Source organism: Micromonospora sp. WMMD967 (genome assembly GCF_029626165.1).
In the GTDB taxonomy this organism is placed as follows: domain Bacteria; phylum Actinomycetota; class Actinomycetes; order Mycobacteriales; family Micromonosporaceae; genus Micromonospora; species Micromonospora taraxaci.
Map to the genome: position 1 here is coordinate 5,877,405 of NZ_JARUBK010000001.1, position 14,395 is coordinate 5,891,799.

The window sequence follows — 14,395 nt, forward strand, 5'->3', positions numbered from 1 at the left end:
TGGCGTGACCCGCTGCCACGCGCTCGGGCCTACGTGGGCGGGCATTCTCCGCCCTGGGCGTAGCTGGCTGGCTGATCGCACCGGGCCAGATGCGAGCCGCCCCGCCCGCCGTACCCGGCGGTTGCGTCACGGCGCCGCCTCGCTCGGGAGTTGGTGGCGGCGGATCAGCCGCTGCCCGATGAAGGTCCGCCAGACCCGGTCGGCAACCGTCGGTTCGACGATCCACAGCCGACGTTGCGCGTCGGCGAGGGTCAGCGGCGCGGCGAAGAGGTCGAGGAACAGTCGGCTGCTGCGGTTGAGCGCGTACACCTGGCCGTCGGCCCGACGGAACAGGTGCCGGTCCGCCGGCAGGTCGCCCGGGACGCCGTCCTGGTCGTCGGACCGGATCCGCCGGTACGCCTCCCAGACCTGCTCGTCGTCGCGGTCCACGAAGGTGCCGTTGGCGAGGAACTGGGTCTGGTCGTCGGTTTCGTGTCGGACCCGATCGTGGGCGAGCACGCCGCGTACCGCCGTGCCGTAGCGGTCGTGGTAGAAGAACGTGTGCGGCGTGTCGGTGCTGCCCAGCCACGGACGGTGGAAGTGCCCGGGGTTGAGACCGGCCTTGGCCTGGGCGACCTCCTCCTGCGCCGCCTCGGTCACCGGCTCGTCGTACTGGAGCATCCGAACGATGTCCGAGCCCTCCACCGGTCGCACGTTGGTGATGCCGAACCGGTCCGGCTCCTTGGCGACGATGGCGCCCGGGGTCAGCATGAAGTCGCCGAGCCCGCCGAGGGTCCACAGGTCCGGGTTCTCGCGCAGGAACGTGATGCTGTCCAGCGCCTCTTCACGGGTCTCGGTGGGAAAGCCGGTGAAGCCCATCATCTGTACGCCGATGTTGGCCTTGGTCATCGCGGTCATGGTGCGGCGTACCTGCTCCGGCTTGGTGCCCTTGTCGATCAGGTTGAGGATGCGCTGGTTTCCGGACTCGAAGCCGACCGAGATGGCCACGCAGCCGCTGCGCCGCAACAGCTCACACCGTTCGTCGGACCAGTACTTCTCCAGCCGGATCTCGGCGCCCCAGCGGAAGTCGAGCCCCTGCTCGACGGCCCGCTCGGCGAAACGCAGGATGGTCGCGGGGGCGAGCACGTCCACCGAGAAGTAGATGAACTTGGCGAACTTCGACAGCTCGGTGACGTCCGCGATCATCGTGTCCACGGTGTCCTGCCGCCACGGGCTGGTGGGTCCGTCGGTGTTCAGGCCGTAGTCGCAGAACGTGCACTTGTTCCAGTAGCAGCCTCGGGTCGGCGAGTAGTAGACGAACTTCTCCGGGCTGAGGTAGAGATCCCAGGGCAGGCCGGAGAAGTCCGGGACCGGCACCTGCGCCAGGCGTTCGTAGCGCAGCGGCAGCTGACGCTGCCGGCCGTACTTGGGATGCAGGCGGACGTTGGGATGCCCGGCCGGCAGGGTGCCGGTCGCCACCGCGTCCAGGATCTCCGTGTACGCGCTCTCCCCCTCGCCGACCACTATCGCGTCGAAGTCGGCCAGCACCTGGAAGACGTACTCCGGTTTGCTGGCGCACTTCCACACGTCGGAGATCTCCGTGCCACCGGCGATGAGGAAGACGTCCGGGCAGGCCTGCCGGACGAGCCGGGCGATCCAGAGCGCGAACGGCAGTTGCCACTGGTAGGTGGCGCTGATCCCGATCACCTGGTTACCGCCGGCGGCGAGGCGCGGGATCAGCACGTCCTCGTAGTACGGCTGGAAGGGCCGGTTGAGCCGGCCGAGCAGCGCCTCGTCGGTCAGCGCCGCCACCGAACCGATCGAGATCATCGGCGGTGGGTGCAGCCGGAAGCCGGCGTGGAACTGCCCGGGGAAACCCACCGCGCCGAGCGTGTCCATCCAGGAGATCACGCCCTCGACGGCGTCCTGGTAGTGCCGGTAGTCGTAGAACAGTGTCGGGTCCTGCAACACCCCGATCGACCTGCGCAACCGGTCCGGGTCGGGTTCGGGCAGGTTGAGCAGGTTCGCCTTGGCCATCAGCGCGTCCGGGCCGCTGAGGTCGTCGACGGAGAGCCGGGACAGCTCCCGCTGCAACCACTCGTACGCCGACGGCGTGTACGAGTGGTGGAACGCCTCGATGTTGGCGTCGATGATCTCCGCCGGTCGGTGTCCCTGCGCGCGGGCGTACGAGTCGAGGTAGTTCAGGGAGTGGTATCCCGAGGTGGGATCGGTCAGTGGGGGGTAGATCAGTGCCGCCTTGACGGTGCCGCTCATCGACTCCTCCTCAGCCGACCCGGGCCGCGGAACCGGCCAGGGTGTCTTCCGGCGCGGGCTGCGCCACCTCCGGCAGCCGTGGGGCGCCGAACGCCTTGACGTACGCGACCAGTGGTTCGGCGGCGTACCGGAACGCCATCAGGTCGACGAAGCCCCGGTCCCATGCCGCAGCTTCCAACTCGTCGGTGTCGCAGCCCCACAGCGCGGCGAAGCACGCGTCGACGACCTCGGTCCGGAAGTGCAGCCGGCTGCCCGGGCGACGGTGCCCGGTCGTACGCGGGACGACTGTCTCGTTGAGCGACGCTGCGGTGGCCGCTACCTGCCGTGCGGCGGCGAGCAGCGCGGGGGTACGCAGCGGCGCCGCGACCATCCACAGCGCCAGGCTCCGGTGCGGCGTGGTGCCGAACGCCCGCACCAACACCCGCAGCACGGCCTCGCGGTCGTCGAGGTCTCGTTCCCGGTCGGTCAGCCAGTCGTGCTCGCTCGGCGGAATGGTGGCCAGGCCTCGCTGACGGGCCACCTCGTACGCCCGTTCCTCGGCGGCCGGGTCGGCGACGTCGACACCGGCGAGCCCGGCCAGCACCTCCCGTCGGTGCCAGGCCGGCTCCTCGGGGTGCAGCAGCATCAGCACCGCGGCGGCCTCCCGGTCGCTGACCCAGTGCCCACCGGTCGACTGCCCGGCGAACCGTGATCGCCAACTGTCGAGGAAGCGGGTGTGCAGGTTGTCGATCGGTTGGTCACCGGCGTGTGCGGGGCACAGCTCAGGCGCGTCGTCCGCCGCCATCGACAGCAGCAGCCGCGCGTCGGCGCCCTTGGCGTCCCAGGGGTCCTGCCGGTGCCAGGTCACGAATCGGTCCACCAGGGCCGCCAGTTCGGGTGGCGCGGTGCGCTCCAAAGCGCGGTACGACCGCCGCCGGAAGGGCAGTTCCCGGGCGGCGTCCAGCAGCAGTGCGGCCTCGGCGTCGTCGAGCGCTCCGGCGGCGACGGCGCGGCGCAGTTGGACCCGGATGTTCACCAGCGGCTCGCTGAGCGTGCGGTGCCCTTCCTCGGCGGGCCCGTGCACCACCGCCACCTCGTCGTCGCCGGTCACGACGCCGTCGCGGTAGAGCTGGAACACCTCGCCCACGCCCCGCATCCCGAACGGCCACAGCTCCGCGGCGCGCAACGCGCCCATGCTGGCGGCACCGGCCACTGTCACCCCACCGTCGAGCAGGTCGAGGATCTCCCGGTGGCGGACCGGCGGGTGTTGCAGGAAGAACCCGTCGATGACGAGCACCCGGTCGCCGGCGACGACGTCCAGGCGGAGCAGGTCGCCGTGCGCGACGGGCGGCAGCACCACCGCGTCGGGCAGCAACCGGCCGACCTCGTCGATCGGCAGGCTCGGACCGATGAAGACGACGTCAGTCACGGGGCACTCCCGGTCGGGTACTCAGGGCCCGCTCGTCGAACATCCGCAGGCCGGGGGCGAACACCTTGCTCACCGCGATGCCGATGTCGTCGTGCGTCAGGTCGACGCTGAACGGCTCGACGCCGGTGATCCGCTGCACGCGGGATGCCAGCTCACGCAGGACCTCGGTCACGTCTCCCGTGGGCGGGAGGTCCTGACGGACCGGCTCGACGGGCCGGTCGACGGTCGGAGGCGGCACCGGCGGGGCACCCACGTCGTGGTACGCGGTGGCGTCGATGTCGTCACGTGCTCCGGAGACCATGACCAGTCGTGACTGGGCGGCCTCCGACATGGCCCGGCCGACGGCGATCTGCGGGTCCACGTGGCAGCCGAAGCCACCGAAGGTGACCGGCAGGTCCGGGGACCAGATCGACGCGGCGTAGCAGGGCACGCCGATCGCGTTGCTGATGTCGCAGATCTCCACCCAGCAGCCCGCCTGCAACAGCGCGTCGTGCACGGTGCGGGTCATCGCGTTGGTGGCGGTGCCCGGGTCGGCGTAGGTGCGCTCGGCCAACGGCGAGGTGCAGTACGGGGCGATGCAGTCCCGTTCGACGACCTCCAGCAGGGCGTGCAGGCTGGCCTCGGCGAACGTGTTGCCGGTGGCCAGGCCGTTGCTGCTGGGGGTGAAAAGCGCGCGGTCCCAGCCCCTTCGGATGGTGAAGTCGAGTTCGATGGTGGCGCGTGGCACCAGACAGGGCGCACCGGTCACCAGGCCACGGCCGGCCACCCAGTCGAGCTCGACGGCGGAGGTCACCGGCGACCGCTCGGCCAGGTGCAGCCACCGCACGTCGTACGGCAGGTCGAGCGCCGCGGCCGGGGACCGCACGACGGTCCCCGGCCGGAGGTTCTCGGCATGCCAGGACTCGATGCTCTCCATCACCGCGCTGACCCGGGACTGCGTCGCGGTGGCGCCGGTGCCGACGCTCACCGCCATGGTGGCTCCCACCGGCCGGTAGGCGACGTGCACCGGTAGGCCGATCTCGTCGAGTCGGGTGATGTCGGCGACCCGGGTGATCCGGAATCGGTCGAGCGTCCCACCGACCCGTTCCCAGGTCTGCTCCACGCTGGCCGTCCGGTAGGTGCCGGATCGGAAGGCGATGGTTTCGGTCGTGTCAGTCATCGAGGCTCCCGGCGGTGGTGGGGGAACTCAGAGGATGAGGACCGCGATGATGTTGACGTTGTTGTCGGCGATGGGGGCGACGCCACCGGCGACCGTCTCCAACTCGGCCTCGGTCAGCTCGTTGAGGTCGACCAGCGGCACCTCGGGCACGTGCAGCACGTGCAGGCCGGGCGTGCCCGCCCAGTCGGAGACGATCTGCTCCTTGGTGTAGAGCGTGGCGGGCTGGGCGCGGTCGACCTCGACCCGGGAACCGGGCTCGACCGGCAGGCCGGCCGCCGTGGCGTAGCCGGTCGGGTCGGCGAGCAGGCGTTGCAGTTCCTCGTCGCTGCGCCACACCGCGGTTACCAGCTCCGAATACTTGGTCACGAACCTCGCGCCGTATTCCTGTCCGTCGTTGCTCATCGTTTGGTCCTCTCCTGGGGAACGCTGCGGGGGCGAGCGGTCATTTCTGTGTGGAGAACGCTAAGAAGATCGAGGTTCGGCAATCAAGCATTTCGTGTTACTGCCATCAGAATCTGCCGTTTGGGCCGCCGGGCGGCAGACATCGGTGTCAGGTGCAGCAGCACGGGCAGCAGCAGGCGCAACTGGAGTCCAGACCGGCGACGACGCTGTCCAGCTCGTCCTCCGCCAGCTCCGCCTGGGCCACCGGCAGCAGCGACGGCACGAAGAGCACGAAGGTGCCGGTGGTGGCCGCCGACTCCCACGACTCGACCTGAACCTCCAGGTCAGGATCGGTGTCGGCGGCGTCCCGAACCACCCGGACCTGCACGTCCTCGGGCAGCTCGAGTCCGTAGCCGGCGAGGAACCCGCGCGGGTCCCGACCGAGGGCCTGCTCCTTGACCGGGTCGGCCCAGACCTCGGCGACCAACCGGCTGTACGCGGCCACGAAGACCGCACGATCGACAGGTGTCACACCCCTGCTCCCTTCGATGATCGGCCGCCGGCGGCGACGCCCCGGCGTCCGGCGGCGCGGGATTTCCGGGCCGCCGGTTTCGCTTCATCGTGGGCCACCGGCAGATCCGGGCTGCGCCACGAGCGGGGATTTCATCGAATGTGGCCGCGAATAGGTCACCCTGCGGCGAAAGCCGGGTAATTGGGAGTCGGCGGCGTGCGACGGATTGCGATTCTAGAGACTGTCATCACTGTGAACAAGTAGTAATTCCTCGCCTGTTACGGTCCGTTGATCGCACCTAGGCTGCGATCAACGGACCGCCCGTCGTGACAGCGGTCCGACGGGGTGCCATGTTCCGCCACCGAGTGCTGCCGGAGGCCACCGTGACCATCAACCAGGTGACGACGACGCCCGGCGGCCCGGCCGGGTACAGCGTGGAGGAACTCGCCCGCAAGGTCGGGATGTCGCCTCGCAACATCCGCGCCCACCAGGCCCGGCGGTTGCTGCCCCCGCCGGTGCGGCACGGTCGGGCCGCCTTCTACGACGACTCCCACGTCCGCCGGCTGGACGCGATCCTCGCCCTGCAACGGCAGGGCTTCAACCTGGTCTCCATCGAGGCGATGCTCGGGGTGCGGGCCAGTGACGACGCGCCCGACGGTCTGACCGCGATGCTGCAACGGCTCACCGCCGACCGTCCCGCGCTGGCCCACGCGCTGACCCGGCACGGCGTGATCGGCCGGACCACCGACGGCAGCGTCCGCACCGTCCGACCACGACCGTTGCGCGCCGCGCTGGACCTCCACCGGGTACGCGTGGGTACGGTGCCGGCACTGCAGACCCTCAGTGAGGTGCTGGACAGCCTCCGGCCGGTCGCTGACGAGCTGGTCGCCGCCGTCACCGCCCGACTGCTGGCCCTCGCGCCGGAGCTGGTGCGCAGCGGCACCGGGACGTCCTGGGCCGACCTCGACCGGGAAACCCTGTTACTGACCCAGGGTGTGGTCAACGTGCTCACCGAGGCGTTCCGGCTCGCTGCGGAGAACCAGGCCGAGACGCACGTGGCGGAGCTGCTGGAGAACCACCTCGACACGGACGTGTGCCTGGACGACGGCACCGTCATCGACAACGGCTGACCGGGGTCAGCTCGTCGCGGGCTGCCCGTCCGACTGCCGGTCCTCCACCACGGCCTCGGCCCGGTCCGGCTCGCTCAACAGTTGTCGTCGCGCCAACCTGTGGAACAGCCCCTCCGGTCGGTCCATCAGCTCGTCGTAGCTTCCCCGCTGGACGATCCGCCCCTCGTCGAGGACCACGATGGTGTCCGCCGCACGGACCGTGGACAGCCGGTGGGCGATGACCAACCGGGTCGCGGCCAGGGTGGCGGTGCTGCGGGTCACCACCTCCTGGGTGCGGTTGTCCAGGGCGCTGGTCGCCTCGTCGAGGAAGATGATCCGGGGCCGGGGAGCCAGCGCGCGGGCGATCAGCACCCGCTGGCGCTGCCCGACGGAGAGCGTCCCACCACCGAAGGGCACCATCGTGCTCATCCCCATCGGGAGGGCCTCCAGATCGTCGGCGAGGCCGGCCATGCGCGCCGCGTCCCAGACCTGGTCCAGGGGGAAACTCCCGGCGCCGCAGATGTTGTCCCGTACCGAGCCGGCGAAGAGCTGGCCGTCCTGCAGGACCACCCCGCACTGTCGGCGGACCGCGTGCACGTCGAGTTCGGAGAGGTCCTGGCCGTCGTAGAGCACCGCGCCCTGCTGCTGGCGTTCGAAGCCGAGCAGCAGCCGCAGCAGGGTGGACTTGCCGCAGCCGCTCGGCCCGACGATGGCGACGAACTCACCCGGACGGACGTGCAGGTCGATGTCGACGAGCACCGGCGGCTCGTCCGGCTGGTAGGCGAAGGTGACCCGGTGCAGCGCGATCTCGCCGCGCAGCTCGCCCGGGTCCACCTTGTCCGGCCGCGCCTCGGGGTCGGCGCGCAGGATGTCGTTCAGGCTGCGCAGCCGGGGCACTGCGGCGATCACCTCGACCCCGGCCGACACCAGCACCAGCAGCGCGCCGAGCAGCATCGCGAAGCCGACGTTGAGGATGAAGAAGTCGGCGGGTGCGATCCGGCCGGCCAGCGGCCCCATCAGCACGGCGAAGAGGACCAGCTGCCCCGCGATCGGCAGCACGGTGGCGAAGGCGACCAGACCCGCCTGGCTCTGCCGGACCCGTTGCAGCGCCGCCCGGGCCGTCGCGGCCACCTCCGACCAGCGGGCGTGGGCCCGGGCTTCGGCAGCCGCCACCTTGATCTTGACGATGCCGCCGAGCAACTGGTTGGTCATCGCCGCCGCCCGGTGCTCCGCGGGCAGCGCGGACCGTTGCTGGCGGACGATCAACACGGCGAAGGCGCCGAAGGTCAGCATTGTGACGGCGACGATTCCCGCCCCCCACAGACCGAGCACGGGCTCGACCACGAGGAGCATGCCGAGGGTCACCGCGACGGTCGCCGCCGCCGAGACGAGCTGTGGCAGCAACGCGCTCAGCGCCTCACCGACGAACGAGATTCCCAACATCGAATTGGCGATCTCGCCGCTGCTGCGGCCGGTGAAGAACCGGGCCGGCAGACGCAGGAGCCGGTCCCAGATCGCCAACTGCGCGCCGGACTGCAACCGGCCGTCCAACCGCAGCAACCGTAGGTTCTGCACCACGCCGACCAGCCCGGCGACCACCGCGGCACTGAGCATCAGGGCGACGAACCCGACCAGGCCGTCCACCTCACCCCGCCGGGCCAACTGGCCGAGCACCTCGCCGGTGGCCAGCGGCACCCCCAGGCCGAGCAGCGCCACGCAGGCTGCGGCGAGCAGCAGGCCACGAACATCGCGGCCCGCGCCGACGAGCCCGGCCCGGAGCAGGTGACGCATCCGGGCGCTCGGCGGCAGTGGGGCCTGCACCTGGGTCGCCTCGACGGCGAACGTCGCCGCGACCGCCGCGCCGATCGGACTGCGCGCGCGGGTGTCCGGGTCGACCTGGTGGTAGCGACGTCGCCGAAACACCAACGGCACCGCGACGGCCCGCTCCGGGTCGACGCCGACCCGCCAACCCACCAGCGGCCCGAGGTCCCGGCGCCACCACCGCTCCGGTAGTCGCACCTCACGCAGGAACAGGCTGGACGCTCGGGACACCGCGTGCACCGCGGCCCGGTCGTCCAGCACCGCGCCACTGCGGTCGGCCGGCTCGTTGACCGGGCTGCCCAGGCCCTCGGTGACCACCCGGACCACCGAGGCGGCCCGCCCGTACCTGTCGAAACCGGCCTCGGTGTCCGGCACCGGAACCGCTCCGCCCGCGCCGATCACCCCGATCGACCGGCGGGCCGCCGCGGCGAGCACGGCGGCGTCGACCTGCCGGCGACGCCGCACCCCACTCAGCAGGGCGGCGTCGGCCTCCTCGATCCGGCTCTCCACCACGCGCAGGAGCCGGGCAACGTGCTGGTCGACCGCCGACCGGAGCTGGCCGGCGACCAGCAGGTCCCAGCTGCCGTGGCTCTCGACCGCGCACGCCGACTCGGCCACCACCCAGTCGCGCTCGGCGATCAGCAGCAGCTCGTGCTCCCCGGACATCTCCACCGGGCCACCGTCGTTGCGTCGCAGCTGCCCACCGGCGCTACGCAGCCACCAGGCGCCTCCGGTGGAGGTGAGCGCGCTGCCCTGCGCCAGCGAGACGATCTCGCGCCCGCTCAGGGTGGACGCCTCCCGGGGTGCCTGCCCGCGACGGAGCGCGTCGGCGACGGTGACCAACACCAGGTCCACCGCCGTGACCATCTCCGTCGCGGCGGTCCGCGCCCGAGGCGACGGCCCCTCGTCCGCCGGCCGGTCGAGCCGGACGTGCCGCTCCAACAGGGACAGGTGTCGCTGGGACAGCCCGCGCAACTCCGCACCGGGCAACGGCACCAGGATCAACTGCCAGGCACCGAGCGCGGTGGACGTCGGCACCAGACCACCCGCCGGCAGCCGGGCCACATGGTGGCGGCGGGACGGACTCAGCCCGGCCCGGCGCACCGCGAACAGGTCGGCCTCGCCGCCGGTCACCAGCCAGCCGGCCACCGGGCCGTCCAGGCGGCAGACCTGGCGTACGCCGTCGGCGCAGTAGCCGATCAGGCCGCCGCCCGGGTCCTCCTCCACCTCGCCGCTCATCAGCGTCTCCTCGGGTCGTCGTGGTCACTGGTCCCGGACCAGCCGCGCGTACGCGCCGTCGCGGGCGACCAGTTGCTCGTGGGTGCCGCGCTCCACCTCCCGGCCGCCGTCCAGCACGACGATCAGGTCGCAGTCGCGGACCGTGGACAGGCGGTGGGCGACGATGAGGCAGGTCGCCCCCCGCCGGCGCAGATGCATGTCGATCCGGCGTTCGGTCTCGGCGTCCAGCGCGCTGGTGGCCTCGTCGAGCACCAGCACCCGGGGGTTACGGACGAGCGCGCGGGCGATCTCGAGTCGCTGCCGTTGGCCACCGGAGAAGTTGCGGGCGTTCTCCCGTACCGGACTGGCCAGACCGCCCGGGCGGGCCGCGACCTCGTCGTAGAAACACGCGTCGGTCAGCGCGGTGACGACGTCCTCGTCGGCGACGCTGAGGTCCCACATCGTGACGTTGTCCCGGACCGTCCCCTCGAACAGCCGTTGGTCCTGGTCCACCAGGGCGACAGTCGCCGCCCAGAGACCGTTGTCGGTGGCGGGACGGTCGAGGCCGTCCACAGTGACCTGGCCGGTCCACGGGCGGTAGAGACCGGCGACCAACCGCCCCACCGTCGACTTGCCGCTGCCCGACCGCCCGACGAGCGCCACCCGGGCACCCGGTGGCAGGTCCAGGCTGAAGTCCTCCAGCAGTGGACGGCCCAGCGGGTTGTAGCCGAAGGTGACGTTCTCGATGCGTAGATGCCCCTCCAACGGCGTCAGCGGTCCGGCGGGTCGTTCCTCGGTGGACGGCAGCGGGTAACGCTCCACGTCACGCAGCCGGTTGAGGTCGGCGCTCATGTCCTGCAACCGGGAACCCAGGGCGGTGAGGTTGCCCAGCGGTCGGTTCATCGCGACGGCCAGGCTCTGCATGGCGACCAGCACGCCGACCGTCATCGACTCCGCCACGACCTGTCGACTGCCCAGCCCGAGCAGCACCGCGGTGGTCCCCGAGGCGAGGAACGCGGGCAGGACGGAGAGCACGGCGGTGGGCACCCCCAGCCGCTGCTGCCGGGAGGCGACGGTGGCGTGGCGCGCCGCGAACCGGGCCACCGCCCGCTCCTCCTCGCCCCCCGCCTTCACCGTCTCGATCAGCTGGACCGTGGTGTACACGGTGGTCACCAACTTGCTGCGATCCGCCTGGAGACCGGCGACGGCGATCGACCTGGTCGAGGCGACGTAGCGCAGCACCGTGACGTTCAGCCCGGCGAGGACCACCGCACACAGGCCGAGGAGGAGGTCGTACTGACAGAGCAGCGCCCCGTACGCCAGCACGAGGCCGGTGTCCACCACCGTGGTGGCCGCGCGACGGGTGAGCACTTCGGCGACCACGTCGTTGCCGCGGACCCGCTGGCCGAGGTCGGCGGCCTGGCGCTGGTCGAAGAACGACGGTGGCAGCCGCAGCAGATGTCGGAAGAACCGGGCGGCGCTGGCGAGGGCGAGCGCCGTCTCCGCGCGTACGGTCAGGCGTTGCTGGAGCAGACTGGCCAGGAAGGTCAGCACCGTGGCCACCGCCACCGCCGCCACCAGGCCGGCGAACGCGGCCTGGTCCTCCTGGAGCAGCACCCGGTCGACGAAGACCTGGGCCATTACCGGGATGGTCAGACCGACCACGGCGATCAGCAGCCCGAGCAGCAGCATCTGTGCGATCGCCGACCCCGGGCCGCGCCACCGCTGGGCCAACGCCCGGACCATCCGATAACGGGTGCCGCCCGGGCGGAACTCCGGCCCGGGTTCCATGGTGAGCACGATGCCGGTGAAGGCCCCGTCGAACTCCTCCCAGCTCACCGCCCGGGGGCCGGTCGCCGGATCGTTGATGAAGACCTTGTTGCGGCCGAGTCCCTCCAGCACCACGAAGTGCTCGAACCGCCAGAACAGCACCGCCGGCAGCGCCACGGTCGCCAGGCCGGCCAGGTCCATCTGGAAACCCTTGGCCACCATCCCGTACCGGCGGGCGCCCTTGAGCACCGTGGCGGCGGTCGAGCCGTCCCGGCTCACGCCGCACACCCGGCGCAACTCCTCCAGCGGCACGTGCCGGCCGTGGTGGGCGAGCAGGATTCCGAGCGCGGCGGCGCCGCACTCCACCGCCTCCATCTGGATCAGGGTGGGCGTGCGGACCCGTCGACGCCGGATCCTGGGCAGCTCCGGTGCGTTCGGGACCGCTGTCGACGGCGCGCTCATCGCCGCAGCAACCAGTCGATGGGGTGTTCCTCGTCCACCGTGAACCAGGCGGTGACCTCGCTCGCCGAGTTGAGCTGGAACGGTGGCGGCGTCTTCGTCCAGCGCAGGCCGCCCGGAGCGGCCGGGTCGGGCACCAGGGCGACGGTCACCCGGATCACGCTGCCGTGCGCCAGCAGCCGCCGCACGTCCGGCCCGGTGCCCAGGAAGGCACGCAGCGACGCCTCGGTTTCCGGGAACGCGCCGACGGTGGCCACCTGACCGGCCAGGGTGCCGAACACGTTGCGGGGTGCCGCAGCGGCGGCCACCTCGACGGGCACACCGGGTTGCAGCAGCGGGGCGGCGACGGCGGGCGCGTAGACGACAGCCTGCAACGCGTCCCCGGCGGTGTCGAGCCGCTCCAGATCCGCCAGGTGCGTGCCGGGGGTGACGATCTCCCCCTCCGACACCAGCCAGGCCACGACGTACGCGTCACCCGGCGCGTTCTCCACCACCACCTTGCCGTCCATCGTGCGCAGGCTGTAGAGAGGCGTGCCCTTGGCCACCCGCTGGTGTGGGGACGCCCAGACCTTGGTGACCTGACCACTGTCGATCGCGTCGAGGGCGGAGATCCCGTTGGAGTGGATCAGCACCCCGGCCGCCTCGACGGTGCGGGGCACCACGGTGCGTACCGACCAGACGCCCGCGGCGACCACCACGATGACCAGCGCGGCGGTGGCCAGCCAGTGCGGCACTGTGGTCAGCCGGACGGCCCGGTCCAACTGCTCGGGGGCCTCCAGCTGGCGCAGCGCCTGTCGCCGGAACTTCATGACCGGCCCTCCGTCGCGGGTGGGCCGGCGGCGCGGCGCGAGCCGAGCAGGAAGTCGGCCACGCTCGGCTCGACCAGCGGGTCGAGCCCGGACAACTCGGCGAAGGCCTGGGAGTCCCCGGCGCCGAGAGCGCACGGTGCCAACTCCATGGCGGTGGCGACGAGATACATCTGCTGGGTCAGCACTCCCGCGTCCTTGAGAATCATGGCGTAGCTCATCCCTTCGTACTTCCACATCAGCCGCTGGACCCGGGCGGTGACCATCAGGACCGTCTGCGGCGGCCGGGGCATGGCGCCGGCCGCCCGGGCGTACGCCAGCAACCGGTCGGCGGCCGCCCCCCAGCCGGCGACCGGTTCCAGCCGGTGCCCGACCGCGTCGTAGTGGTAGAGCCCGGGATCCAGCCCGGCGCACCGCGCGACCAGCGGGTAGATCTCCAGCTCGTAGACCCCGCCGCCGCCCGGGTAGGGCCGATGACCGACCTCCTGCCCACCGGCCTCGCCGACGGCGCTGGTGTGCTGCGACCGGTACAGGAACTCCGCCAGCCGCTCCAGCGGCAGCGGCGCGGAGTCGTCGTGTTCGCGTACGCTGCGCCGCTCCGCCACGATCTGGCTGAAGGCGGGTTCCACCTTGGCGATCGTCGCCAGGTCCGGCACCGGCAGGTCGATCGCGCGACCACCGTCGTACGGGCGACGCAGCGGTTGCGGGGCGAAGCGCTCCCGCATCCGGTAGGTGCCCCCCACCGGCAGCGCGTGCCGGCCGGCCCGGGAGCGGTGGTGCAGCCGCAGCTCCTCGGGGGACCAGTAGGCCAGTGGCGCATCGTCGCACTCCGCCTCGAACTCCGCTTCGGTGACCAGGATCCGGGCGGTAACCAACTCGTCGAGCACCCGGCCGGCGGCCGCCGGTCGCACGCCGAGCGTGCGGGCCACCGTGTCGGGTCCGACGCCGGGCACGGCGGCCACCAGCACCGCACCGAGGGCGACGTCGGCGCAGCCGACGGCGAGGGTGCTCAGCGGCGAGGCGGCCACCAGCCGGCCCTGTTCGTGCTGAAGGGTGGCGAAGCGGGAGAGCCGGTGCCGCGCCCCGGGTGTGTGCGGGCGGCTCTCCGGCAGGCTGCCCCGCCCCAGTCCGGTGGGCACCAGGTCGAGCAGCGCACGGTCGTCGACCTGGAGGCGACGCTCCAGCCAGGAGTGGGCGAGCAACCGGCGCAGCAGCAACTGGGCGGCCAGCACCCGGCTCTCCCCCTCCAGACCGCTGATCAGACGGCCGACCTCGACGTCGCTGACCCAGTCGGCGGCGAGTTGCAGGAGCAGTGCCCGCCGGCCCATGCCCGGTCGCTCCAGGGTGAGCTGGAAGCGGGTCTGCCGCAGGGTCAGCGAGCCGTCCTCGTCGAGGCGCAGTTCCGCGTCGCGGCGCAGCCGGTACGACTCCTGGATCGGTGGGCCGCCGACGGTGCCGCTCACGACGACCGCCGACCGGCCGGTCCCACCACGGTGGTCA

At 71.8% G+C, this 14,395-nt stretch carries 10 protein-coding genes; 1 reads left to right on the top strand and 9 read right to left on the bottom strand.

What is annotated here, in order from left to right; all coding sequences use genetic code 11:
- Positions 1-126: 126 nt before the first annotated feature.
- The 5 genes from O7631_RS26450 to O7631_RS26470 all read right to left on the bottom strand — a co-directional run bounded on the left by O7631_RS26450 (position 127) and on the right by O7631_RS26470 (position 5,733).
- Positions 127-2,253, bottom strand: a complete 2,127-nt coding sequence (locus O7631_RS26450; protein WP_278146758.1) for a radical SAM protein — start codon at positions 2,251-2,253, stop codon at positions 127-129.
- 10 nt (positions 2,254-2,263) lie between these two features.
- Positions 2,264-3,661 (bottom strand): TfuA-like protein, encoded by a 1,398-nt coding sequence (locus O7631_RS26455; RefSeq protein ID WP_278146759.1) that lies wholly within the window; start codon positions 3,659-3,661, stop codon positions 2,264-2,266.
- The gene (locus O7631_RS26460; RefSeq protein WP_278146760.1) at positions 3,654-4,820 is read right to left on the bottom strand and encodes a YcaO-like family protein; all 1,167 of its coding nucleotides are present in this window, start codon (positions 4,818-4,820) and stop codon (positions 3,654-3,656) included. The genes O7631_RS26455 and O7631_RS26460 overlap by 8 nt, the downstream gene beginning before the upstream one ends.
- 27 nt (positions 4,821-4,847) lie before the next feature.
- The gene (locus O7631_RS26465) at positions 4,848-5,222 is read right to left on the bottom strand and encodes a class IIb bacteriocin, lactobin A/cerein 7B family (RefSeq protein WP_145780158.1); all 375 of its coding nucleotides are present in this window, start codon (positions 5,220-5,222) and stop codon (positions 4,848-4,850) included.
- Positions 5,223-5,370: 148 nt separating this feature from the next.
- Positions 5,371-5,733, bottom strand: a complete 363-nt coding sequence (locus O7631_RS26470; protein WP_269679669.1) for a hypothetical protein — start codon at positions 5,731-5,733, stop codon at positions 5,371-5,373.
- A gap of 329 nt (positions 5,734-6,062) precedes the next feature.
- Between O7631_RS26470 and O7631_RS26475 the strand changes: the two genes are divergently transcribed.
- Positions 6,063-6,842 (top strand): MerR family transcriptional regulator, encoded by a 780-nt coding sequence (locus O7631_RS26475; RefSeq protein ID WP_278146761.1) that lies wholly within the window; start codon positions 6,063-6,065, stop codon positions 6,840-6,842.
- A 6-nt stretch (positions 6,843-6,848) separates the two neighbouring features.
- On the opposite strand, the gene O7631_RS26480 is transcribed toward O7631_RS26475, so the two are convergent.
- The 4 genes from O7631_RS26480 to O7631_RS26495 are packed head-to-tail and all read right to left on the bottom strand — an operon-like array spanning position 6,849 to position 14,358.
- Entirely contained in the window at positions 6,849-9,881 is a 3,033-nt protein-coding gene (locus O7631_RS26480; protein WP_278146762.1) for an ATP-binding cassette domain-containing protein, read from the bottom strand.
- A 24-nt stretch (positions 9,882-9,905) separates the two neighbouring features.
- Entirely contained in the window at positions 9,906-12,092 is a 2,187-nt protein-coding gene (locus tag O7631_RS26485; RefSeq protein WP_278146763.1) for an NHLP family bacteriocin export ABC transporter peptidase/permease/ATPase subunit, read from the bottom strand.
- Positions 12,089-12,898, bottom strand: a complete 810-nt coding sequence (locus O7631_RS26490) for a hypothetical protein (protein ID WP_278146764.1) — start codon at positions 12,896-12,898, stop codon at positions 12,089-12,091. Before O7631_RS26490 ends, O7631_RS26485 begins: the two co-directional genes overlap by 4 nt.
- Positions 12,895-14,358, bottom strand: a complete 1,464-nt coding sequence (locus O7631_RS26495) for a SagB family peptide dehydrogenase (protein ID WP_278146765.1) — start codon at positions 14,356-14,358, stop codon at positions 12,895-12,897. Before O7631_RS26495 ends, O7631_RS26490 begins: the two co-directional genes overlap by 4 nt.
- Positions 14,359-14,395: the final 37 nt, after the last annotated feature.

Bases quoted from the DNA above. Each gene is read 5' to 3' on its own strand.
- O7631_RS26450 (WP_278146758.1), bottom strand. From the start codon at position 2,253: ATGAGCGGCACCGTCAAGGCGGCACTGATCTACCCCCCACTGACCGAT.
- O7631_RS26460 (WP_278146760.1), bottom strand. From the start codon at position 4,820: ATGACTGACACGACCGAAACCATCGCCTTCCGATCCGGCACCTACCGG.
- O7631_RS26465 (WP_145780158.1), bottom strand. From the start codon at position 5,222: ATGAGCAACGACGGACAGGAATACGGCGCGAGGTTCGTGACCAAGTAT.
- O7631_RS26475 (WP_278146761.1), top strand. From the start codon at position 6,063: ATGTTCCGCCACCGAGTGCTGCCGGAGGCCACCGTGACCATCAACCAG.
- O7631_RS26480 (WP_278146762.1), bottom strand. From the start codon at position 9,881: ATGAGCGGCGAGGTGGAGGAGGACCCGGGCGGCGGCCTGATCGGCTAC.
- O7631_RS26485 (WP_278146763.1), bottom strand. From the start codon at position 12,092: ATGAGCGCGCCGTCGACAGCGGTCCCGAACGCACCGGAGCTGCCCAGG.
- O7631_RS26490 (WP_278146764.1), bottom strand. From the start codon at position 12,898: ATGAAGTTCCGGCGACAGGCGCTGCGCCAGCTGGAGGCCCCCGAGCAG.